This is a genomic window from Mesorhizobium sp. M1409, from assembly GCF_040317535.1.
Lineage (GTDB): Bacteria > Pseudomonadota > Alphaproteobacteria > Rhizobiales > Rhizobiaceae > Mesorhizobium.
Genome location: NZ_JAMYKV010000022.1, coordinates 40,015 through 59,553, shown reverse-complemented (window position 1 = coordinate 59,553; position 19,539 = coordinate 40,015). Strand labels below are relative to the sequence as shown.

The window sequence follows — 19,539 nt, the reverse complement described above, 5'->3', positions numbered from 1 at the left end:
TAACGGCCAGACGGCAGAAGCTCCACAGGCATCACAACGCACGAACCGCGGGCTCATTCAAGGCTGGCGTCCGTCAAAGACATTGCTGGTTAGAGATTGGCTGGCGGAAGACGGGGCTAGTCGACGATCTCTTCGGTCCACACCTTGAAGGCGGCGAGCGTGCCCGGCCCGAAAATATGGGTCAGCGGCACGTCGGCGGCGTCACGGCCGGAGGCGATCAGGATGCGGCCGATGCGCGGCGCATTGTTGCGCGGGTCGAAGACATGCCAGCGGCCGCCCAGATAAACCTCCATCCAGGCGCAAAAATCCATGCTCGCCCATGGCTTCGGCATGCCGATGTCGCTGATGTAGCCGGTGCAATAGCGCGTCGGGATGTTGAGTGCCCGGCAGAAGGTGACGGCAAGATGGGCGTAGTCGCGGCACACGCCGCTCTGTTCGCGATAGGCCTCCGCGGCGGTGCGTGTCGGCCGCGCGTTGCCGTAGTTGAAGACGATATGATTGTGGACGAAGTCGCAGACCGCCTGGACGCGTGGAATGCCAAGCGGCGTATGCCCAAACAGTCGCCATGCCTCGCTCGCCAGAAGGTCGCTCTCGCAAAACCGGCTGGGCAGCAGAAACAGCAGTGTGTCCGCCGGCAGGTCGCGCACCTCGTGCTGCCAGGCCATCAGGTCGCCCATCTCGAAGGTGCCGGGATCGCGGATCACGGCATCGGTGCCGAAGGTGAAACGCCCGGGCGGCGCAACGAACCGGTTGCACCAGTTGCCGAAACTGTCGCGGTAGCTCTCTATCGGCACCGGCGGTTTGGAGATCAGGAAATCCGGCCGCTCGAGATCGGAGGCACGCGAATAGTGGACATTCAGCATTGCGATGAGCGGCGTTTCCTGAGGAAAGTCGAAGCTCATCTCGCAGCCGATGTGGATTCGCATTGTCGTCCTGACGGCCTGCCTGACGATCACCCGGCGACGGCACGGGTTGATGCTGCAGTGCGAAAATGACCATGGCACGGACCGCCAGGGTTTACGAGCAAATTAGAGCAATTCCAGGAAAAGTGTGAAGCGGTTTTCCCGGGAAAACGCATAGCGTTTTCCCTTGGGAATTGCGTCAAAACAAAGAGTTAGAGCTATTCACCGTTTCCAGGAAACGGTGAATAGTTCTAGAAACCGGTTGAAAGCGATCCGCTGACGGTGACGGCAGTCGCTAACCCCTTGCAGTCGGGCGGTTCTCTTGTTTCACTTCGCTTCCCGCAATCGGAGGAACGAATCATGGCTAAAGGTGCGATGAAGGCAGGCAAGGAAGCCCGCAAGCCGAAGAAGGACGCCAAGAAGCCCGCCCCGGCTCCGGCCCTCAAGGCGCCGCCGGTGAAAGCGATGAAGCTCAAGGACAAGTAGGTCCGGCCAATTCGCTTCGGAATGGGATTTGCGACCGGCAACGGTGTGCCGGTCGTCGTTGATCGAGCGCCCGAAATTCTTATTTTGGCATGGCGGGGACGACCTCGCGCCTTCCCCGAAATCCGGTCGGGACGACCCGTCATTGGTCATCGGACTCCGAAAGATACTTTTCGGTCCGATGCCATGATGGAGCGTTGTCGATGTCTTGGATTTTTCTCTTTCTTGCCGGCCTGTTCGAGATCGGCTGGGCAATCGGCCTCAAATACACCGATGGCTTCTCGAAGCTGGTGCCGACCGTGCTGACCGTTGCCTCGATGATCGTCAGCCTCACGCTGCTCGGCCTGGCGCTGAAGGCACTGCCCGTCGGCACCGCCTATGCGGTATGGACCGGCATCGGCACCGTCGGCACGGCACTGCTCGGCATCTGGCTGCTCGGCGAGCCGGCCACCGCGATCAGGCTGGCCTGCATCGCGCTCATTGTCTGCGGCATCATGGGATTGAAGTTCGCCGCCTGACCATAGCGGCGGACAAGCACGTTCAGGGCCGCTGCGAGGCGACCCTGACCTTGAATTTGATGCTTGCCGCGAGGCTAGCGGGCGGAGAAGCCCGGAGGCGTCCTGCCGGTGCGCTGCTTGCGCGCCGCGTAGCGTGCGTCGCGCTTGGCCTTGCGTTCGGCTTCGTCGGCCAGAAAACGCGCGATGCGCTCGTTCTCTTCGGATTCCCGAATCTTGGCCTCGGCCTGCGCAGCTTCCTCGGCGGCGATACGTGCCGCCTCGGCAGCTGCCTCGCGCTCGGCCTTCTCGACCGCTTCGCGTGCCAGCTTTTCCTGCTTCAGCCGTGCCTTTTCAGCCTCGCGGATTTCGCGGGCCTCGAGGATCGCCTTGCGTTCGGCCTGCCGCGCCAGCACCGCGGGATCATCCGCCGCCGGCTTTGCCTTGAAGCGCTCGAGGAGCGCCTTCTTTGCCTCGTTTGCGGCGTTACGCCGCTCGAAAACGTCTTTTTCCCTGTAGATAGCCAAGTCCACTTCCCTGAAGTCAATTCGCGACGCTTACATACGCGCGAAAACCGAGAGTTCAAGCGCCAAAACGGCATGGCAGCCATGAAATTGTTGGCTGTTGCAGCCGGGAGACGCCTTTTCGGCCGAAACCGACATGCACTGTTCACCGTCCGCCCCTCTGGCGGCGAGGCCGGTCGGTCGCTACGTCTAGCGCCAAAACCCAACATCAGGATGACATTTAATGGAACTCGGTCTCTACACCTTCGCCGACGTCAGCCCGCACCCGGGCCCTGGCGCCATCGGTCCGCATGAGCGGCTGCGCAACCTGATCGAGGAGGTCGAACTGGCCGATCAGGTCGGTCTCGACGTCTTTGGCCTTGGCGAGCATCACCGGCCCGATTATGCCGCCTCCGCGCCGGTCGTGGCCCTGGCCGCGGCCGCCGAGCGCTCGAAGCGCATCAAGCTGACCAGCGCCGTCACCGTCCTGTCTTCCGATGATCCGGTGCGCGTCTTCCAACAGTTCGCCACGCTCGACCTTCTGTCGGGCGGCCGCGCCGAGATCATGGCCGGGCGCGGCTCGTTCATCGAATCCTTCCCGTTGTTCGGCTACAACCTCGAGGACTATGACGAGCTGTTCGCCGAAAAGCTCGACCTCCTGCTTGCCATCCGCGATAGCGTGACGGTGACCTGGTCCGGTAATCTGCGCGCACCGATCAACGATCGCGGCGTTTATCCGAGGCCTTTCCAGGACAGGCTGCCAGTCTGGATCGCCATTGGTGGCACGCCACAGTCTGCCGCCCGCGCGGGCGCGCTCGGGCTGCCGCTGGCGCTCGCCATCATTGGCGGTGAGCCGGCGCGTTTCGCGCCGCTGTTCGATCTCTACCGCGAGGCCGCCAAGCGCGCCGGCAGCGATCCGGCGGGCCTTGCCACCAGCATCAACGTGCACGGCTTCATCGCCGAAACGACCGAGCAGGCGGCCGACGATTTTTACGGCCCGCAGGCGGAGGTGATGAACCGCATCGGCCGCGAGCGCGGCTGGGGCCCGACATCGCGGGCGCATTTCGACCAGTCGCGCGGCCCGGACGGCGCCCTGTTCGTCGGCAGCCCCGAGCAGGTGGCCGAGAAGATCGTCGCCCAGCACAAGATCTTCGGCAATGACCGCTTCCTGCTGCAGATGGCGATCGGCACCATGCCGCATGCCAAGATCATGAAGGCGATCGAACTCTACGGCACCAGGGTGGCGCCGATCGTGCGCAAGGAAACGGCCAAGGCCGCACCGGCGCTGGCAGCGCCCGTCGCCTAAAGCCAATCGCAAGGCCCAATCACGGGCCTTGCCTGCAATGCCGGCTAACGGAACCTTGAGCCTGCGGAGGCGTTTTCGTCAGCGGAATGCACCAATTGCGGTGCGCCGCTGAGGGATCGTGATGAAAGCCGAACCCGCTGCGTTGGGCGCAGGCGTTGCCGATGAGCCGGATTCGCGCGTCGCGGCTCGCGCCGACACCCGTCTGACGCGCTCGCTGCTCGTCGGCATCTTCCTGTTCATGGCCATCTACGCGCTCTACTTCGCCCGCGCCTTCTTCATGCCGGTCATCCTGGCTTTCCTGCTGACGCTGACGCTGACGCCGATCGTCCGGCTGCTGCGCAAGCGCGGCATCCCTGAAGTGATTTCGGCAACCGTGCTGGTGCTGCTGTCGCTCTTCGTTTTCGCCAGTGCCGGCTATTTGCTCAGCGGTCCGGTCATCGATCTCATCAACAACACCTCGTCGATCGGCCAGCGGCTCACCGAACGGCTGGCGCAATTGCGGCGTCCGCTCGAGAAGATCATGCAGATTTCGCATCAGGTCGAACAGCTGACCGAGACCTCGCAGGAGCCGGGCATCCAGAAGGTGGCGGTGGCGCAGTCCGGCATTCTGTCGGCGGCGGCCAGCAACATCCTGTCGGCGGGAACAAGCCTCACCATAATTTTCGTGCTGTCGCTGTTCCTGCTCGCCTCCGGCACGATGTTCTACGAGAAGATCATCCAGTCCTTCGCTCGTCTCAGCGAAAAAAAGCGGGCCCTGCGCGTCGTCTATGACGTGGAACGGGAAATCTCGCACTATCTGCTCACTGTCACCATCATCAATGCCGGTCTCGGCACCGTCATCGGTCTTGGCCTGTGGGCACTCGGCGTGCCCAACCCGCAAGTCTGGGGCATCGCTGCCGCGATGCTCAACTTCCTGCCCTATGTCGGCGCCCTGTTGACCATCATACTTGTTACGATCATGTCGCTGATCAGCTTCGACACCATCTCCTACGCGCTACTTGCGCCGGCCTTCGTGCTGTTGTGCGATATCGTCGAAGGCCAATTCGTGACGCCGACAGTGGTCGGCCGCCGCCTCGAGATCAATGCCGTGGCGATCCTCATCGCCATCGCCTTCTGGTCGTGGCTGTGGGGCTTCGTCGGAGCCTTGATGGCGGTGCCGCTGCTGGTCGTCATCAAAGTGTTCTGCGATCATTTCGACGGGCTGAGCCATGTCGGCAATTTTCTCGCCGCACAGCACACGGCTGTCATCGAGGACGAGGACGTCGCCGACACCGAAACTGCAAAAGGCTGATCAATATTTTTGAATTTGCGGCGTCACCGGACGCTTCCTACATGCGGTCCTGACACAGGATACCGTTCATGACCGACCTTTCCGTCCTCGACCTGTCGCCGATCATCGAAGGCAGCGATGCCTCGCAATCGCTGGCCAATTCGCTTGATCTTGCCCGTCATGCCGAGCGGCTGGGCTACAAGCGCTTCTGGCTGGCCGAGCATCACAACATGCCGGGCATCGCCAGCGCCGCCACCGCGGTCGTCATCGCCCATGTCGCCGGCGGCACCAAGACCATTCGCGTCGGTGCCGGCGGTATCATGCTGCCCAACCATTCGCCCTTGGTGATTGCCGAGCAGTTCGGCACGTTGGCCGCCTTGCATCCGGGCCGCATCGATCTCGGCATCGGTCGGGCGCCCGGCACCGACATGGGCACGGCCCGCGCCTTGCGCCGCAACCTCGAGGCCGGGGTCGATAATTTTCCGCAGGATGTCGTCGAGTTGATGGGCTATTTCCAGCCGGCCGAGGAAGGCCAGCGCATCCGCGCCGTGCCGGGCGAGGGCCAGAACGTGCCGGTCTGGATCCTCGGCTCCAGCCTCTACGGCGCGCAGCTCGCCGCCATGCTCGGCCTGCCCTACGCCTTCGCCTCGCATTTCGCGCCGGCGGAGCTTGACCACGCGCTGGATGTCTATCGTTCGCGCTTCCAGCCGTCGGAGCAGCTCGACAAACCGCATGTCATGCTCGGCCTCAACGTCTTTGCCGCGCCCACCGACGCCGAGGCACGTTTGTTGTTCACCTCGTTGCAACAGGCTTTCGTCAATCTGCGCACCGGTCGGGCCGGCCGGCTGCCGCCACCTGTCGAGAACTATGACCGCGATCTCGATCCGATGGCCAAGACCATGCTCAGCCAGGCATTGTCCTGTGCCGTCGTCGGCTCCCCGGAAACGGTCAGGCAAGGCATCGACGCCTTCGTGCGCCGCACCGGCGCCGACGAGCTGATGGTCACCGCGCAGATATCAGACCATGCGGCGCGGGTGCGGTCGTTCGAGATCCTGGCCGAGGCGCACAAATCGCTGTCGCAAGCGGCCTGACAGTCCTGCTACGAGATACCCTTGGAAAGTGGCGTCCGCCTCGGTTAGAAGCGGTACACCTTTCGCAAGATCGAGCGCCCGCCAACGGGCGAAAACTACGCGCTCACGCTCTGCGCCATCGCTCCCAGCGGGCGGCATGAATTGCGGATCATCAGCCGGCCCTTGAGCACCAGCTTGCGCGGCGGCGCGTCCCTGTTGCCGGCGAGACGGTCGAGCAAGAGATTGGCGGCCTGCTCGCCGATCGCCTGCACCGGCTGGGCGACCGTGGTCAATTGCGGCTGGAACACATCGGACCACGGAAAATCGTCGAAACAGGCGACCGAAATGTCTTCCGGGCAGGACAGGCCGATGTCGCGGATCGCCTTCATGGTGCCGATCACCATCGGGTTGTTGGCCGAGAAGATCGCGCTTGGCCGATCGTGCGAGGAAAGCATCTGCATGGTGGCATTGTAGCCGTCGATCTCGTGGAAATTGCCGAAGCGGATCAACTCCGCGGCGATCGGCAGGCCGGCGGCGTGAAGCGCCTCGCGATATCCCGTCATGCGGTCATGCATCGGCGAAATGTCCGACGTGCCGGTGATGTAACCGATGCGCCGATGGCCGAGATTGATCAGATAGGTGATGGCGTCGAACACCGCGCGCTGGTTGTCGAGTACCACGGCATCGGTATCGACACCTTCGCAGAGACGGTCGAGCAGCACGACCGGCACATTGGCGTCGTCGACGATCCGTTTGAGGATCGCGCCGTCGCCGACGCGCGCCACAATCAGCCCGTCGACCATGCGGTCGAGCAGCAGCCTGATCTGGTCGTCCTGGGTGTTCAGGTCCTCGTCCGTGCAGCAAAGCATGACGGCGTAGCCGGCCCGGTCGAAGGCCTGCTGGATGACCGAGACGACATCCGTGAAGAACGGGTTGGTGATGTGCGGCACGGTCAAGCCGATAGTGCGGGTGGTGCCCATCTTCAGGCTGCGGGCGATCGCGTTGCGCTTGTAGCCGATATCGCGGATCGCCTGTTCGATGCGCTGGCTGAGCTCCGGGCTGACCGTTGCCGTGCCGTTGATCAGCGCCGACACCGTGGCGACCGATACACGCGCCGCTTCGGCGACGTGGAGCATGGTCGGCGCCGTGGATTTTCGCTTCCTAGTCCGCTTGGATGCTGCCATTTCGAAACGTTTCGCCGCCCCTCTATGTGCTATACCTACGGAATCTTGCAGTTTTTCGCAAGAATTGAAATAGGTCGGTTCAACATTATCAGATATCGGCTTGACATGATCGAAACGTTTAGATTAGCGTTTGGATGAGATTTGACGAGGACGGAAGGGAGGCCGCCATTGTCATGGAGCACGCGAGTTCCCTTTCCCCTGAGCACAACGCGGCGGATCGGTCAGACACCGTTCTGAGCGCCGAGCGCATCTCCAAGAGCTTCGGCGGCATCGCCGCCCTGGTCGATGTCGGCTTCGAGTTGCGGCGCGGCGAGGTTCATGCCCTGATGGGCGAGAATGGCGCCGGCAAGTCGACGCTGATGAAGATCCTCTCCGGCGTCTACACCGGCTATGAAGGCACGGTCAGCGTCGATGGCCGTCCCGTCAGCTTCGCCGGCGTGCGCGACGCCGAGGATGCCGGCATCGCCATCATTCACCAGGAACTCAATCTCGTTCCCGAACTCAGCGTCGCCGACAACATCTTCCTCGGCCGCGAGAAGCTGATCGCCGGGCTGATCGTCGACCGCAAGGCGAGCGGCCGCGCGGCGGGTGCTTTGTTGCAGCGGCTTGGCATCGAACTCGATCCGCAAGCCCGCGTCGGCGCCTTGCGCGTCGGCGAGCAGCAACTGGTCGAGATCGCCAAGGCGCTGTCGATGTCGGCACGCATCCTGATCATGGATGAGCCGACCTCGGCGCTGTCTCCGGCCGAATGCCAGCGGTTGTTCCGCATCGTCCGCCAGCTTGCCGACAGCGGTGTCGCCATCGTCTACATCTCGCACCGCATCGACGAGGTCATGCATCTGGCCAGCCGCGTCACCGTGTTTCGCGACGGGCGCCACGTCCTGACCAAGCCGATGGCCAGGCTCGACGAGGATGCGATCATTTCGGCGATGGTCGGCCGCAACCTGCTCGCGTCCTCCCAGGAAGAGCGCAACCCCAGTGGCAAGATCGTGCTTTCGGTCGAGAACCTGTCGCTGTCGAAGCCCGATGCCCATGGCTGGCGCACGGTGATCGACGGCGTCGGCTTCGATCTTGCCGCCGGAGAAATCCTCGGCATTGGCGGGCTGCTCGGCTCGGGCCGCACCGAGATCATGGAAGCGATCTTCGGCTCGAGCGATGGCCGCACCGGTGGCGAAATCCAGGTCGATGGCCTGCCCGTGGATATCCGTTCGCCCCGCGACGCAAGGCGGCTGGGCATCGCGCTGGTGACCGAAGACCGCAAGACGCAAGGCCTGCATCTGCAGGCATCGATATCGGACAATGTCGCGCTGCCGCTGGTCGGTTCGCTGGCGCGCTTCGGCATCCGCTCGCTGGCCGGCGAGCAGGGGTTGGCGCGGCAGGCGGTCAAGGCGCTCGGCATCCGCTGCCAGGACATCGACCAGCCCGCCGGCACGCTGTCGGGCGGCAACCAGCAGAAGGTCGTCATCGGCAAGTGGCTGGCGACGAAGCCAAGGGTGCTGTTGTTGGACGAGCCGACGCGCGGCATCGATGTCGGCGCCAAGCGCGAGATCTACGACCTCATCTTCAAGCTGGCGCGCGACGGCCTCGCCATCGCCGTCATAAGTTCGGAACTGCCGGAGCTTTTGCATCTCTCCGACCGCATCCTGGTGATGGCCGATGGCCGCCAGACAGGCATTCTTTCCCGCGCCGCGGCAAGCGAGGAGGCCATCATGCGCCTCGCCGCGCCGCGCCGGAGCATATCGAGACCAGCCGCATGACTGCCCTGAAACTCCTGTCCCAAACCAAGCTCTATTGGGGCCTGATCGCCATCTTCCTGATCGGCGTGCTGGGCTCGCCGATGAGTTCGAAAGGCAACAACATCTTCCTGTCCTACGGCAACCTGCTCGATGTGCTGCGCCAGGTCTCGACCACCGGCCTGATCGCCACCGGCATGACGGCGGTCATCATCACCGGCGGCATCGATCTCTCCGTCGGCTCGCTGATGGCCATCTGTTCGGTGGTCTGCGCCATGCTGCTGACGGTTCCAGGCGTGACGCCGGGCGTCGTGCTGGGCGTGCCGACTGTCGCCTTGGTGGCGCTTTGCCTCGGCTTCGTCGTCACCCGCTTCATCTTCCAGAACCTCGCAAAGTCCCGTGCCGGGGCCGATGTTGCCCGAGAGGTCAGGCTTGACGGCATTCGTGGCCTGGTCACGCCCGCTGTCGTCGGCGTGGTCCTGTGCTGCCTGTCCCTGTGGTACCTGCTGCCGCAGATCGATTCGAAATTCGGCGTGCTCGGCGTGCTGCTGGTGGCGCCGTGCGTCGGATTGCTGTTCGGCGCGCTCAACGGCTTCATCATCGTTGCCGGACGCCTGCAGCCCTTCATCGTCACCCTGGCGATGATGGTGACGGCGCTCGGCATCGCCCGGCTGACCGCCGGCCAGAACAATGCGGTGCTGCCGGTCTATACCAGCTCGAACGCCACCGCCGATTTCGAAATCCTGCGCTCGCTGGTGTTCGGCATCATCCCGATGCCCGGCCTGTTCTTCCTCGGCGCCATCCTGATCTATGGCGCGGTGCTGCGCTTCACGCCGTTCGGCCGCTATGTCTATGCCATCGGTGGCAATGAGGAAGCGGCGCGCCTCTCCGGCATCGCCGCCGGCCGCGTCAAGATCGCCACCTATGCCGTCTCCGGGCTGCTCGCCGGCATCGCTGCCGTGCTTTATGTCGCGCAATACCGGCAAGGCAAGCCGGATGCCGGCGCCGGGCTGGAGCTCGACGCCATCGCCGCCGTCGTCATTGGCGGCACCAGCCTGATGGGCGGGCGCGGCAGCCTCACAGGCACGTTCTGCGGCGTGCTGATCTTCGGGCTGCTCTCCAACATCCTGCAGCTCCACAACATCAATTCGAACCTTCAGCTGGTGCTGAAGGGGATGATCATCATCGGCACCGTGCTCGTGCAGGAGCGCAACGCCGGTGATCTCCTGGCCTATCTGCGCCTGCCAGGCGGGCAAACGGCGCGCAAGGAAACGGCCGCGGCAAAGCGGCCGTCGCAAGAGACACCGTCTCTCAATCTCGGAGGAAACAAAAATGAAACGACGTGACATGCTGAAGCTTGCCGCCATGACCGCGGCACTGCTGACCACCACCGCGCTGCTGACCACCGGCAATGCATATGCCCAGGACAAGAAGTGGAAGATCGGCTTCTCCCAGGTGACGACCATCGAGCCCTGGCGCGCGCAGTTCAACAAGGACATCCTGGCCGAAGCCGCCAAGCATCCCGAGGTCGAGCTGATCATCACCGACGGCGAGGACAAGACCGAAAAGCAGGTCGCCGATGTCGAGAACCTGATCCGTCAGGAGGTCGACGCGCTGCTGGTGTCACCGAAGGAATCCGCCGGCCTGACCGGCGTCGTGCAGCAGGCGATCGATGCCAAGATCCCGGTCTTCGTGCTTGATCGCAATGTCGACACCAAGGACTATACCCAGTTCGTCGGCGGCGACAACGCGCTGATCGGCCGCGCGGCCGGCGAATATGCCGTCGAACTGCTTGGCGGCAAGGGCAAGGCATCAGGCAATGTCGTCGAGATCTGGGGCGGCATGGGCACCCAGCCGGCGCATGATCGCCATGACGGCTTCCATGAATTCACCGACAAGGAGCCTGGCATCAAATATCTGCTCGACCAGCAATCGGGCGACTGGAAGCAGGACCAGGCCTACAATCTGATGGCCAACGCGCTGAAGAGCAACGAGAAGATCGATCTCGTCTACGGCCACAACGACCCGATGGCCTATGGTGCCTATCTCGCCGCCAAGGACGTCGGCCGCGAGAAGGACATCAAGTTCATCGGCATCGACGGTCTGCCAAACGAAGGCGTGCAGATGGTGAACAAGGGCGAGCTGACGGCGACCTTCACCTATGTCACCCCCGGCGCCGAAGGCCTGCGCCAGTCGATCAAGTTCCTCAACGGCGAGAAGGTCGAAAAGACCATCACTCTGCCGACCGAGAAGATCACCAAGGAAAACGCCGCCCAGGTGCTGAAGGACAACGGCCTCTGAGCAACAGAACGTGAGGGCATAACTCAGCGCTGCCCCTCATCCGCCTGCCGGCACCTTCTCCCCGTATAAGTGACGGGGAGAAGGGAACTGTCGCAAACGCCAGCTCCTTTTTGCAACGCTGGTGATTGGTCAAATCATCTGTGACGGCGTCTCCCCGTCACTATACAGTCACTATACGGGGAGAAGTGCCCGGCAGGGCGATGAGGGCAGCGCAGACCGACAAAGTTTGCCAACCCAGTCTCGAAAATGCCAGCCCCTACATCAATGGGGCAGCGCTTACGCCAGCTTGGCCAGCAGTTTCATGAAGGTGGCGATCTCCTTGACCGAGAGCGGCGCCAGCGTTTCCCTTGTGATCTCGCGGGCCAGGGGAATCAGGCGCTCGATCGCATCGCGACCTTCCGCGGTCAGGTTAACCAGCAGCCGTCGCTTGTCAATCTCGTGCTTGGAGAGCTCGACAAGGCCGCGCGCCTTCAGCCGGTCGATGACACCCTTCACCGTCGCCGCGTCCATGGCGATCAGCGTGCCGAGCTGGTTCTGCGAGGTCTCGCCGACATCGCGCAGCTTGGCGAGTGCGGCGAATTGCGGCGGCGTCAGGTCGCCGATATGCGCGGCGAAGATCGAGACATGGCGCTGGTGCGCCTTGCGCAGGATGAAGCCGACCTGCTCCTGCAGGTGGTAATCCTGGTCGTCGGGCTCTTCGACCTCGACCAGCTTGAGCAGATTGTCCTCGGCGCTCACCGCAGCCCATCCCAGGCCTTGATGTCCTCGGCTGCCAGCCCGCCCATGCGGTCGTGCACGCGCGGGCCGCAGGTCATGGCGAGGCAAAACAGGATTTCGTCAGCGCGTGGCCCGTCATTGATGCCGACTTCCATGGCGTCGAAATGGCTGCGCACATAGGCGGCGTTGATGTGGCCGAGCGGCACGTCGAGCCTTGAACCGAAAGCGCCGACCTTCTTCGCCGACGGCACGATCGCCTTGGCGTCGCCGAGCCGCTCGCGCATGGCGTAGCCGCCGGGCACATGCCAGAGCGCGCCATGTTCCAGCTCACCCGCCGTGCCGACAATGGCGCCCTTGCCATAGCCGTCGATTTGCTTGACGTCGCCGCCGAGCGCGGCGATCAGCCGGTCGGCGAGCAGCAGGCCGAGCGGCTTCAGATCATCCATGGCGCTTTGCAAGTCCTCGACATAGCGCCCGGCGAACGGGTTCTTCACCAGCGCCATGGCAGCGGCGCGGCGGCGCGGCACTTGGGCCACCGGCCCGCCCTCGTGAAAGATCTCCTCGGTCAGAACCGCGATCTTGCGGATCGGAAACTCAGGCATGCGCAACTTCCTTCCCTGGACTTTTGTTGGGCGCGGCAAGCGCCATGGAACCATCGATGCGGGTCTGGCCGGCAAGGAAGAGCGCCGATGCGGCGATCAATCCCCTGCGGCGGAAATCTTCGGCGACGGCAAGCCCGCTGTCCAGCGCCATGGCGATCTCCGCTGGAGAAAGCCGGCCGACTTCTTGCGTGACAAGCCTGTCGCCAAGGTCGCTGTCAGGCGCCAGATCGCGCGCCGGCACACGCCGGACGGCTGGATGGCCGGGAAGATCGACGGCGTTGGCGATCAACGTCGCGGCGGCATCGGCATCGGCTCCGGTCTTCGCGAGCACGGTGACGGCGTCGGCAATGCCCAGCGAGAACGAGCGCCCGCGCCACCCGCTGGTGGCAACGCCGCGCACGCCATCCTCGGCGCGAATGACGATGCGGTCGGCCAGACCGTGTCCGGTGCCGGCAATCGCAAGCGTCATCGATTGGCCGGCGCCGAGATGAATCGCACTGTCGCCGCCATTGTTGACATAGGCGCGATCGAGCCGACGGTCCGCCAGCAGTGCGCCAAGTATTTCGTCGGCTACTGAACCGGCAACGGCCGCCATCGGAGTGATGAAGCTTTCGGCCAACGGCACCACAGCCGCTTCCATACGCCGCGCTGTCGGACCGACGAAGGCGCGCGGCCGCAACGCGGCTGGGCGGCGCAGTTCGGGTAGCTCATCAACCAGCTCGGTCAAAATGGCCTGGAAGCGCGCCGCTGCCTGCTCATAGGCCAGGCGGCGTTCGCCTGCCTCGCCAAAGGCTTTGACGATCAGGTCGATCGGCCCGTGGTTGAGATGCAGCCGCTTGCCGTCCTGCAGCCAATGCACTTGTGGGCCGTCCATCACCCGGTCTCGTTCGACGCAGCGCGGCGCAATTGCGCCAGCGGCGGCCATGGATTGCCGGCCGCAGCACCAGTGCCGCGGCGCGGATTGAGGTATTCGCCACCCTTGGCGACGATGTCCTCGACACTGCGGATCTCGGCCTCGTAGCCGCCCAACCTGATGTAGTCGTCGCGACGCAGGGTGAATTCGATCGGCGCGACCAGCGCCGGGGTCGGCACATAGCCGAAGGCACCTTCCGGCACCCTTGTGACATCGACCATCAGCGTGATGCCGCCGCCTGGCCAGACATAGACCGGCGCGCCGCCGACCGTGACATAGGTGGTCAGGCCTTGCACGGAACGGGTCAGGTTGACCGGGTTTTCGGTGACGCCGGCGCGCAGCGAACCGCCGGCGCCGCCGATGAACAGCACGGTGCACAAAGCCGGCTCGCAATTATCCTCGATCAACTCGACGGACTTTTGCAGCCGTTCGGGAAACGGCTTTTGCACCGGCTTCAGCTCGTCGTCGAGCTCGTAATAGGCGAACTGCTCGCCGGTGGTCGAAACCATCAGCAGCGACAGGCCGGGCCGCGCGCCCTTCTTGGCATTCCATTCGCCGAGGATCGACAGCGGGTCGGATATGCTGGTGCCGCCCCAGCCGAGGCCGGGTTCGGAAACCTTGAAATAGCGGCCCGGCGTCGAGCGGCGGCCGATGATTTTTATGCCGGTGTCCTGCCAGCCCAACACCTTGCCGGCCTGATGCTCCGAGACGACGCCGGTGATGTGGTCGTCGACCACCACCACCTCGTCGACCAGGCCGCGCCATTGCGTGGCGAACATGCCGATGGTGGCCGAGCCGCACCCGACACGCATGCGGTGTTCCTGCTTGCCGTCGATAACAGGCGGTTTGCCGGCTTCGACTGTGATGGTGGCGCCGCCGTCGATGGCCAGTTCCACCGGCTTGCGGTTGCACAGATTGAGCAGCGCGTCACAGGTGGCGCGGCCCTCGGCCTTGGAGCCGCCCGTCAGATGATGAACGCCGCCCAGCGACAGCATCTGCGAGCCATATTCGCCCGTGGTGACATGACCGATCGCTTCGCCTGCCGCGCGGACAATGGCGGTCTCCGGGCCTAGGTGGCGGTCAGTGTCGATCTTCACCTTGACGCCACAGTAGGAGAAGATGCCCTCGGTGACGACGGTGACAAGATCGACGCCCTCGACCTCCTGGCTGACGATGAAGGGGGCCGGCTTGTAGTCGGGGTAGGTGGTGCCGGCACCGATGGCGGTGACGAAGCGGCGGCCGGTGTTGACCAGTTCGCCGTCCCATGCCTCGCCCTCGGCAACGAACGGCACGATTGCCGCGCCGGTCTCCGCCGCATGGTCGAGGATGGTCAGCGGATCCATCCGCACGATTCTGCCGCCGACATTGCCGTAGCGGTCGCAGGCGCCGGTGCGACCATCGGCGATGTAGCACATCACCGGACAGGCATCGCAGCGGATCTTTTCCGCCACCAGCTTCTCGCCGGGATCGTGGGTTTCGAAGCGCTCGGCAAGCTCGCTCATCGGCGTGCCTCCTTTTCGCGAATGGCGGCGCGGATACGCGTCGGCGTCGCCGGAACCTTGGTGACCAGCACGCCGGTTGCGTGCCTGATGGCATTGAGGATCGCCGGCGCCGTCGGGATCAGCACATGCTCGCCCAACCCCTTGGCGCCAAACGGTCCTTCCGGATCCGGAACTTCTATCAGGATGGACTCGATCGGTGGCACATCACCGATCGTCGGAATGAGATAGTCGTGCAGATTCTCGGTGCGGCCGGGGATATACTCCTCCATCAGCGCCATGCCGATGCCTTGCGCGATGCCGCCTTCGATCTGGCCCTCGACCAGCAGCGGGTTGATCGCCTTGCCGACATCGTGCGCGGCGGTGATTTTCAGCAGCTTCACCGTGCCAAGCTTGAGATCGACCTCGAGCTCGGCGATCTGCGCGCCATAGCCATAGACCGCATAGGGCTTGCCCTGGCCCTTGGCGTCAAGCGGCAGCGTCGGCGGGTCGTAGGTCTCCTCGGCGCGGAAGACGAAGCCTTCGGCATCCACGTCGAGCGAGGCGAGGTCGATACGGCGAGTGGCTTCACCTTCGCGGATGGCGATCGCCGGGCCGTCGAGTTGCAGCGACGCCTTTTCGGACACATTGGCGAAACGCAGGATCTGTTCGCGCAAGGCGCGGCCGGCCTTTTCGGCTGCCTTACCGGTGACGAAGGTCTGGCGCGAGGCCGATGTCTTGCCGGCGTCGGGGCTGATGGCCGTATCGGCGCTCCTCAGCTGGAATTTCTCCAACGGCAGGCCAAGCGCATCGGCGCAGATCTGGGTGATGACCGTGTTCGAACCCTGGCCGATATCGACGGCGCCCTGGTGCAGGATGACCGCGCCGTTCGCCGCGATGCCGACCCGGATGGTCGATGGATTGGGCAGCGAAGTGTTGCCGCAGCCGTACCAGCAGGACGCGATGCCAACGCCGCGCTTTCTATCCCGGTTGGCACTGTTGAACGCATCCGCATCGGCCGTCGCGCGCGCCCAATGCGGCCGCAGCGATTCGAGGCATTCGGCGATGCCGACGCCTGAGTCCAGCCGCTGCCCGGTAACTGTTTCGGAGCCGTTCCGAAGGCAGTTCTTCAGGCGAAAATCTAGTCGGTCCATGCCGAGCTTGCCGGCCAGCTCGTCGTAGAGCGTCTCCTGCATAATCGTCGCCTGCGGCACGCCGAAGCCGCGGAAGGCGCCGGAAATCGGACCATGGGTATGGATGGCGCGGCCCTCGGCGCGATAGTTCGGCGTCGCATAGGGTCCGGAGGCATGCACCGGCACGCGGTTGGCGACCGTCGGCCCCCAGCTGGCATAGGCGCCGGTGTTGAAATCGCCTTCGAAGATCATGCCGGTGACAAGGCCATCGGCATCGGTGCCGATCGTCGCCTTCATCTCGGCTGGATGGCGCTTGGTGGTCGACATCATCGATTCGTTGCGGGTGTAGGCAAGGGCCGCCGGTCGGCCGGTCTTTAGCGCCACGAGGCCGATCAGCGGCTGCAGCGAGACATCGAGCTTTGAGCCGAAGCCGCCGCCGGTCGCCGTCGGCACGATGCGCACCTTGTCGACGGGGAGACCGAGCACCTTCGCCGTCTCGTCGCGGTCCATATACGGCGCCTGGGTGCAGGCGACGACCACCAGCGTGTCGCCGTCCATATAGGCGTGGCCGGCTTCCGGCTCGATATAGGCATGCTCGACATAGGAGGTGTCGATGGCACCGGAAACCGTGACGGCGGCACTGGCAAGAGCAGCCTCCGGATCGCCGCGCTCGACGAAGCCGGAGGTCAGCAGGTTGGAAGGGCGGTTCTGATGGATCGGCGCGGCACCCTCGGCCTGGGCCTCGCAAGGCTGCAGGACATGCGGCAGTTCGGTCCAGCGGACAGGGAAATCCGACAAATCGAGATCGAGCATCGCCTCGCGCTCGCCGGCGACCAGCGCCACCGCCTCGCCGCGAAACCGCGCAAACCCTTCGGCGAGCGCCGGCTGGTCGGCGAACGGCCCGATGACGCCGAAACAATTCTTGCCGGGAATGTCGGCGGCGGTGAAAACAGCGACGATGCCGGGATGTGCCTTCGCCCAGCCGTCGAGGTGACCGAAGGCGAAGCCGGCGTGATAATGCGGCGAGCGGACCACCAGCACGGCCAGCGCGTCGGCAGGGAAAGAATCGCCGCCGAATTTTTCACCGCCGGTGACTTTTGGCACGCCGTCGAGCCTGACAGGGGAGGAGCCAATCGCTTGGCCGGATCGAGGCAAGCGGAAATCGAGATTTGCTGGTTGCAGCGACGCATCCATCACCGCCGCGATGATCTTCCGGTAGCCGGTGCAGCGGCACAGAATTCCGCCCAGCGCATCCTGCACCTCGGCTTCGGTCGGGCTGGGCTGCTTGTCAAGCAATGCGGTTGCCGCGACCAGCAGCGCCGGCGTGCAGATGCCGCACTGCGCCGCGCCATGGGCAAGGAACGAGGCTTGCAGCGCCGACAGCCGGCCATTGGCGAGGCCTTCAATGGTTGTAACCGACGTTCCGGCAGCGGAGGCAGCCGACATCAGGCAGGCGCAGACGGGATCGCCGTCGACCAGCACCGTGCAGGCGCCGCAGTCGCCGGCGTCGCAGCCGACCTTGGTGCCGGTCAGCAGCAGTTCGTCGCGCAATACCGAGGACAGCCGGCGCAGCGGCGGTACGTTGACCGAAATGGCGTCGCCATTGACCTCGAAGGCGATATCGGACCGTGCAGCGCCGAAGCCAGGCAGGACGTTGCCTGGAACGGGCAGGGCTTCATTCATTTCAGGTCGAATCTGGCTCATGCCGCCACCTCGTCGCCGGTCGTCCGCCCCACAGCCGCAAGCACGGCGCGGGCAACGATCTCGCGCACCGCATCGAGCCGATACTCGGCACTGCCGCGCACATCGGCTATCGGCGACAGTTCGCCCATCGGCGCGGACAGGACCGCATCGGCGAGCGCTTGGCCGGCGGGCAGCCCGCGCAGAGCAGCCTCGACGCCGGCAAGCCGCTCGGCCACCACCGAGCAGGAGCCGGCGGCGACCGCCGCTTCCGCAACAATGCCATTCTCGACAACCAGACGCGCCGCCACCATGGCAATGGAGATCACAAGGTAGCGCCGCGCGCCGAGCTTGACGAAAGCCGATGTGCCAGTGGCGGATCGTTTCGGCACGCGGATGGCCGTCACCATCTCGCCGGGCAGCAGAGCCGTGCGGCGGTTGCCGAGGATGAAGTCCTGTAGTGGCAGATGACGTGTCGCCGCCACGGACCGCAGCTCGACCTCGGCATCGAGGACGAGCAAGGCAGGCACGCCGTCAGCGGCAGGCGAGGCGTTGCAGAGGTTGCCGGCGACCGAGGCGACGTTCTGGATCTGCGCCGAGCCGACCTCGCGCGCCGCCTGCTTCAGCGCGTCGAAGGATGGCGGCAAGGAATGGCGGACGATGTCGGTCCAGGTCGTGCGCGCGCCGATGACGAAGTGGCCGCCCGTCTCGGCAATGCCGCGCAGCGCCGCCAGGCCATTGATGTCGAGAACATTGTCGCGGAAGGGTTTGCTGCCCTGTGCCGGATAGAAATCGGTGCCGCCGGCAAGGATGCGCCAGGCGCCCTCGCCAAGCAAAGCGAGCGCTTCGTCGACCGAGGTGGGTTTCGCGTAACGGATCACGCTTTGCCTTCCAGAAAAGAGGTCTTCCAGAAACCGGTATTTCGAAAGACCCCGCCGGCATCGGCGGCCGGGTAAATTCATTCGTATGCAAATGATATCAAGCCGGCAGGATTTGTCAAAGCCGGAGTTTGCGGCGGCTCGGCCGGCACGCATTTGTTATGCGGCCAGAGGTTGACGCGGCCGGCCATCTGGTCAAGTTTCTGCCTCGGGTCGCGACAGCGGCATCGAGGCAGAGAGAAGGAAGCCGCATGGCCGACGAAGCGCTTGTCGTCATCGACCTGCAGAACGACTTTTGCCCGGGCGGCGCGCTGGCGGTCGCTGGTGGCGACGAGATCGTGCCGCTGGTCAACGACCTGATTCGGCACGCCGATCACGTCGTGCTGACGCAGGACTGGCACCCCGCCGGCCATTCCAGCTTTGCTTCCAGCCATCCCGGCGCGCAGCCTTTCACAATGATCGAAATGCCCTATGGCCAGCAGACGCTGTGGCCGGACCATTGCATCCAGGGCAGCCTGGGCTCTGACTTCCATTCCGGCCTTGCCTGGACCAAGGCCGAACTCGTCATCCGCAAGGGATTTCGGCCCGATATCGACAGCTATTCGGCCTTTTTCGAGAATGATCGCAAGACGCAGACCGGCCTTGCCGGCTATCTCCGGGAACGCGGCATCGACACGCTGACCCTGGTCGGGCTGGCGACCGATTTCTGCGTTGCCTTCTCGGCGCTGGACGCCGTCAGCCAGGGCTTCAAGACGACCGTCAGGCTTGATGCCTGCCGTGGCATCGATCTCAACGGTTCGCTCGATACAATGCTGCACCGCATGCGCGACGCCGGAGTGACGCTCGAAGATCCCTTGTCGGATTGATCGGACCGTGGGGCGCAAGAGGGGCT

18 protein-coding genes are annotated in these 19,539 nt (G+C 64.3%); 9 read left to right on the top strand and 9 right to left on the bottom strand.

The features are described from left to right. Positions 1–116 precede the first annotated feature (116 nt). Positions 117–926, bottom strand: a complete 810-nt coding sequence (locus tag NKG99_RS18330; protein WP_352870097.1) for a transglutaminase-like domain-containing protein — start codon at positions 924–926, stop codon at positions 117–119. Between the two features lie 336 nt (positions 927–1,262). On the opposite strand from NKG99_RS18330, the gene NKG99_RS18325 reads away from it, so the two are divergent. Next, a complete protein-coding gene (locus tag NKG99_RS18325; RefSeq protein ID WP_013528464.1) occupies positions 1,263–1,388 on the top strand; it encodes a hypothetical protein in 126 nt (41 codons plus the stop codon). A gap of 200 nt (positions 1,389–1,588) precedes the next feature. Then, entirely contained in the window at positions 1,589–1,903 is a 315-nt protein-coding gene (sugE, locus tag NKG99_RS18320) for a quaternary ammonium compound efflux SMR transporter SugE (protein WP_352870096.1), read from the top strand. Positions 1,904–1,977: 74 nt separating this feature from the next. Here the strand turns inward: sugE and NKG99_RS18315 are convergent, their stop codons facing one another. Next, the gene (locus NKG99_RS18315; RefSeq protein ID WP_109667244.1) at positions 1,978–2,406 is read right to left on the bottom strand and encodes a DUF6481 family protein; all 429 of its coding nucleotides are present in this window, start codon (positions 2,404–2,406) and stop codon (positions 1,978–1,980) included. Positions 2,407–2,626: 220 nt separating this feature from the next. On the opposite strand from NKG99_RS18315, the gene NKG99_RS18310 reads away from it, so the two are divergent. The 3 genes from NKG99_RS18310 (at position 2,627) to NKG99_RS18300 (ending at position 6,049) form a co-directional block, all read left to right on the top strand. After that, on the top strand, positions 2,627–3,688 hold the full coding sequence (locus NKG99_RS18310; RefSeq protein WP_352870095.1) for an LLM class flavin-dependent oxidoreductase: 1,062 nt from the start codon (positions 2,627–2,629) through the stop codon (positions 3,686–3,688). Positions 3,689–3,809: 121 nt separating this feature from the next. Further along, on the top strand, positions 3,810–4,979 hold the full coding sequence (locus NKG99_RS18305) for an AI-2E family transporter (RefSeq protein ID WP_352870094.1): 1,170 nt from the start codon (positions 3,810–3,812) through the stop codon (positions 4,977–4,979). 68 nt (positions 4,980–5,047) lie between these two features. After that, a complete protein-coding gene (locus NKG99_RS18300) occupies positions 5,048–6,049 on the top strand; it encodes an LLM class flavin-dependent oxidoreductase (protein WP_352870093.1) in 1,002 nt (333 codons plus the stop codon). 95 nt (positions 6,050–6,144) lie between these two features. Here NKG99_RS18300 and NKG99_RS18295 read toward each other — a convergent pair whose 3' ends face one another. Continuing rightward, complete coding sequence (locus NKG99_RS18295) at positions 6,145–7,164, bottom strand: LacI family DNA-binding transcriptional regulator (RefSeq protein ID WP_352870092.1); 1,020 nt, start codon at positions 7,162–7,164, stop codon at positions 6,145–6,147. A 221-nt stretch (positions 7,165–7,385) separates the two neighbouring features. Here NKG99_RS18295 and NKG99_RS18290 point away from each other — a divergent pair, with 221 nt between their 5' ends. From NKG99_RS18290 to NKG99_RS18280, 3 genes are read left to right on the top strand one after another with little or no spacing between them, the layout of a single operon-like run. Then, positions 7,386–8,969 (top strand): sugar ABC transporter ATP-binding protein, encoded by a 1,584-nt coding sequence (locus tag NKG99_RS18290; protein ID WP_352870091.1) that lies wholly within the window; start codon positions 7,386–7,388, stop codon positions 8,967–8,969. Further along, entirely contained in the window at positions 8,966–10,291 is a 1,326-nt protein-coding gene (locus NKG99_RS18285; RefSeq protein ID WP_352870090.1) for an ABC transporter permease, read from the top strand. Before NKG99_RS18290 ends, NKG99_RS18285 begins: the two co-directional genes overlap by 4 nt. Continuing rightward, entirely contained in the window at positions 10,278–11,246 is a 969-nt protein-coding gene (locus NKG99_RS18280) for a substrate-binding domain-containing protein (RefSeq protein ID WP_352870089.1), read from the top strand. The genes NKG99_RS18285 and NKG99_RS18280 overlap by 14 nt, the downstream gene beginning before the upstream one ends. Positions 11,247–11,522: 276 nt before the next feature. On the opposite strand, the gene NKG99_RS18275 is transcribed toward NKG99_RS18280, so the two are convergent. Genes NKG99_RS18275 through NKG99_RS18250 form a run of 6 tightly spaced genes read right to left on the bottom strand, consistent with a single transcriptional unit; the run spans position 11,523 to position 18,650 of the window. Continuing rightward, a complete protein-coding gene (locus NKG99_RS18275) occupies positions 11,523–11,984 on the bottom strand; it encodes a MarR family winged helix-turn-helix transcriptional regulator (protein ID WP_352870088.1) in 462 nt (153 codons plus the stop codon). Next, positions 11,981–12,565, bottom strand: coding sequence for an amino acid synthesis family protein (locus tag NKG99_RS18270; protein ID WP_352870087.1), 585 nt, complete (start codon positions 12,563–12,565; stop codon positions 11,981–11,983). The genes NKG99_RS18275 and NKG99_RS18270 overlap by 4 nt, the downstream gene beginning before the upstream one ends. Beyond that, entirely contained in the window at positions 12,558–13,439 is an 882-nt protein-coding gene (locus NKG99_RS18265; RefSeq protein WP_352870086.1) for a UPF0280 family protein, read from the bottom strand. The genes NKG99_RS18270 and NKG99_RS18265 overlap by 8 nt, the downstream gene beginning before the upstream one ends. Beyond that, positions 13,439–14,980 carry a 6-hydroxynicotinate reductase gene (locus tag NKG99_RS18260; RefSeq protein WP_352870085.1) on the bottom strand — a complete coding sequence of 514 codons (1,542 nt, stop codon included), beginning with the start codon at positions 14,978–14,980 and terminating at the stop codon, positions 13,439–13,441. Before NKG99_RS18260 ends, NKG99_RS18265 begins: the two co-directional genes overlap by 1 nt. Beyond that, entirely contained in the window at positions 14,977–17,772 is a 2,796-nt protein-coding gene (locus NKG99_RS18255) for a molybdopterin-dependent oxidoreductase (RefSeq protein ID WP_502910994.1), read from the bottom strand. Before NKG99_RS18255 ends, NKG99_RS18260 begins: the two co-directional genes overlap by 4 nt. A gap of 17 nt (positions 17,773–17,789) precedes the next feature. Then, entirely contained in the window at positions 17,790–18,650 is an 861-nt protein-coding gene (locus tag NKG99_RS18250) for an FAD binding domain-containing protein (RefSeq protein WP_352870083.1), read from the bottom strand. Positions 18,651–18,898: 248 nt separating this feature from the next. On the opposite strand from NKG99_RS18250, the gene pncA reads away from it, so the two are divergent. Beyond that, a complete protein-coding gene (gene pncA / locus NKG99_RS18245) occupies positions 18,899–19,513 on the top strand; it encodes a bifunctional nicotinamidase/pyrazinamidase (protein WP_352870082.1) in 615 nt (204 codons plus the stop codon). The last annotated feature ends 26 nt before the right edge of the window (positions 19,514–19,539 follow it).

Bases quoted from the DNA above. Each gene is read 5' to 3' on its own strand.
- NKG99_RS18285 (WP_352870090.1), top strand. From the start codon at position 8,966: ATGACTGCCCTGAAACTCCTGTCCCAAACCAAGCTCTATTGGGGCCTG.
- sugE (WP_352870096.1), top strand. From the start codon at position 1,589: ATGTCTTGGATTTTTCTCTTTCTTGCCGGCCTGTTCGAGATCGGCTGG.
- NKG99_RS18305 (WP_352870094.1), top strand. From the start codon at position 3,810: ATGAAAGCCGAACCCGCTGCGTTGGGCGCAGGCGTTGCCGATGAGCCG.
- NKG99_RS18260 (WP_352870085.1), bottom strand. From the start codon at position 14,980: ATGAGCGAGCTTGCCGAGCGCTTCGAAACCCACGATCCCGGCGAGAAG.
- NKG99_RS18255 (WP_502910994.1), bottom strand. From the start codon at position 17,772: ATGAATGAAGCCCTGCCCGTTCCAGGCAACGTCCTGCCTGGCTTCGGC.
- NKG99_RS18265 (WP_352870086.1), bottom strand. From the start codon at position 13,439: ATGGACGGCCCACAAGTGCATTGGCTGCAGGACGGCAAGCGGCTGCAT.
- NKG99_RS18290 (WP_352870091.1), top strand. From the start codon at position 7,386: ATGGAGCACGCGAGTTCCCTTTCCCCTGAGCACAACGCGGCGGATCGG.
- NKG99_RS18310 (WP_352870095.1), top strand. From the start codon at position 2,627: ATGGAACTCGGTCTCTACACCTTCGCCGACGTCAGCCCGCACCCGGGC.
- pncA (WP_352870082.1), top strand. From the start codon at position 18,899: ATGGCCGACGAAGCGCTTGTCGTCATCGACCTGCAGAACGACTTTTGC.
- NKG99_RS18295 (WP_352870092.1), bottom strand. From the start codon at position 7,164: ATGCTCCACGTCGCCGAAGCGGCGCGTGTATCGGTCGCCACGGTGTCG.
- NKG99_RS18325 (WP_013528464.1), top strand. From the start codon at position 1,263: ATGGCTAAAGGTGCGATGAAGGCAGGCAAGGAAGCCCGCAAGCCGAAG.
- NKG99_RS18300 (WP_352870093.1), top strand. From the start codon at position 5,048: ATGACCGACCTTTCCGTCCTCGACCTGTCGCCGATCATCGAAGGCAGC.
- NKG99_RS18270 (WP_352870087.1), bottom strand. From the start codon at position 12,565: ATGCCTGAGTTTCCGATCCGCAAGATCGCGGTTCTGACCGAGGAGATC.
- NKG99_RS18280 (WP_352870089.1), top strand. From the start codon at position 10,278: ATGAAACGACGTGACATGCTGAAGCTTGCCGCCATGACCGCGGCACTG.
- NKG99_RS18330 (WP_352870097.1), bottom strand. From the start codon at position 926: ATGCGAATCCACATCGGCTGCGAGATGAGCTTCGACTTTCCTCAGGAA.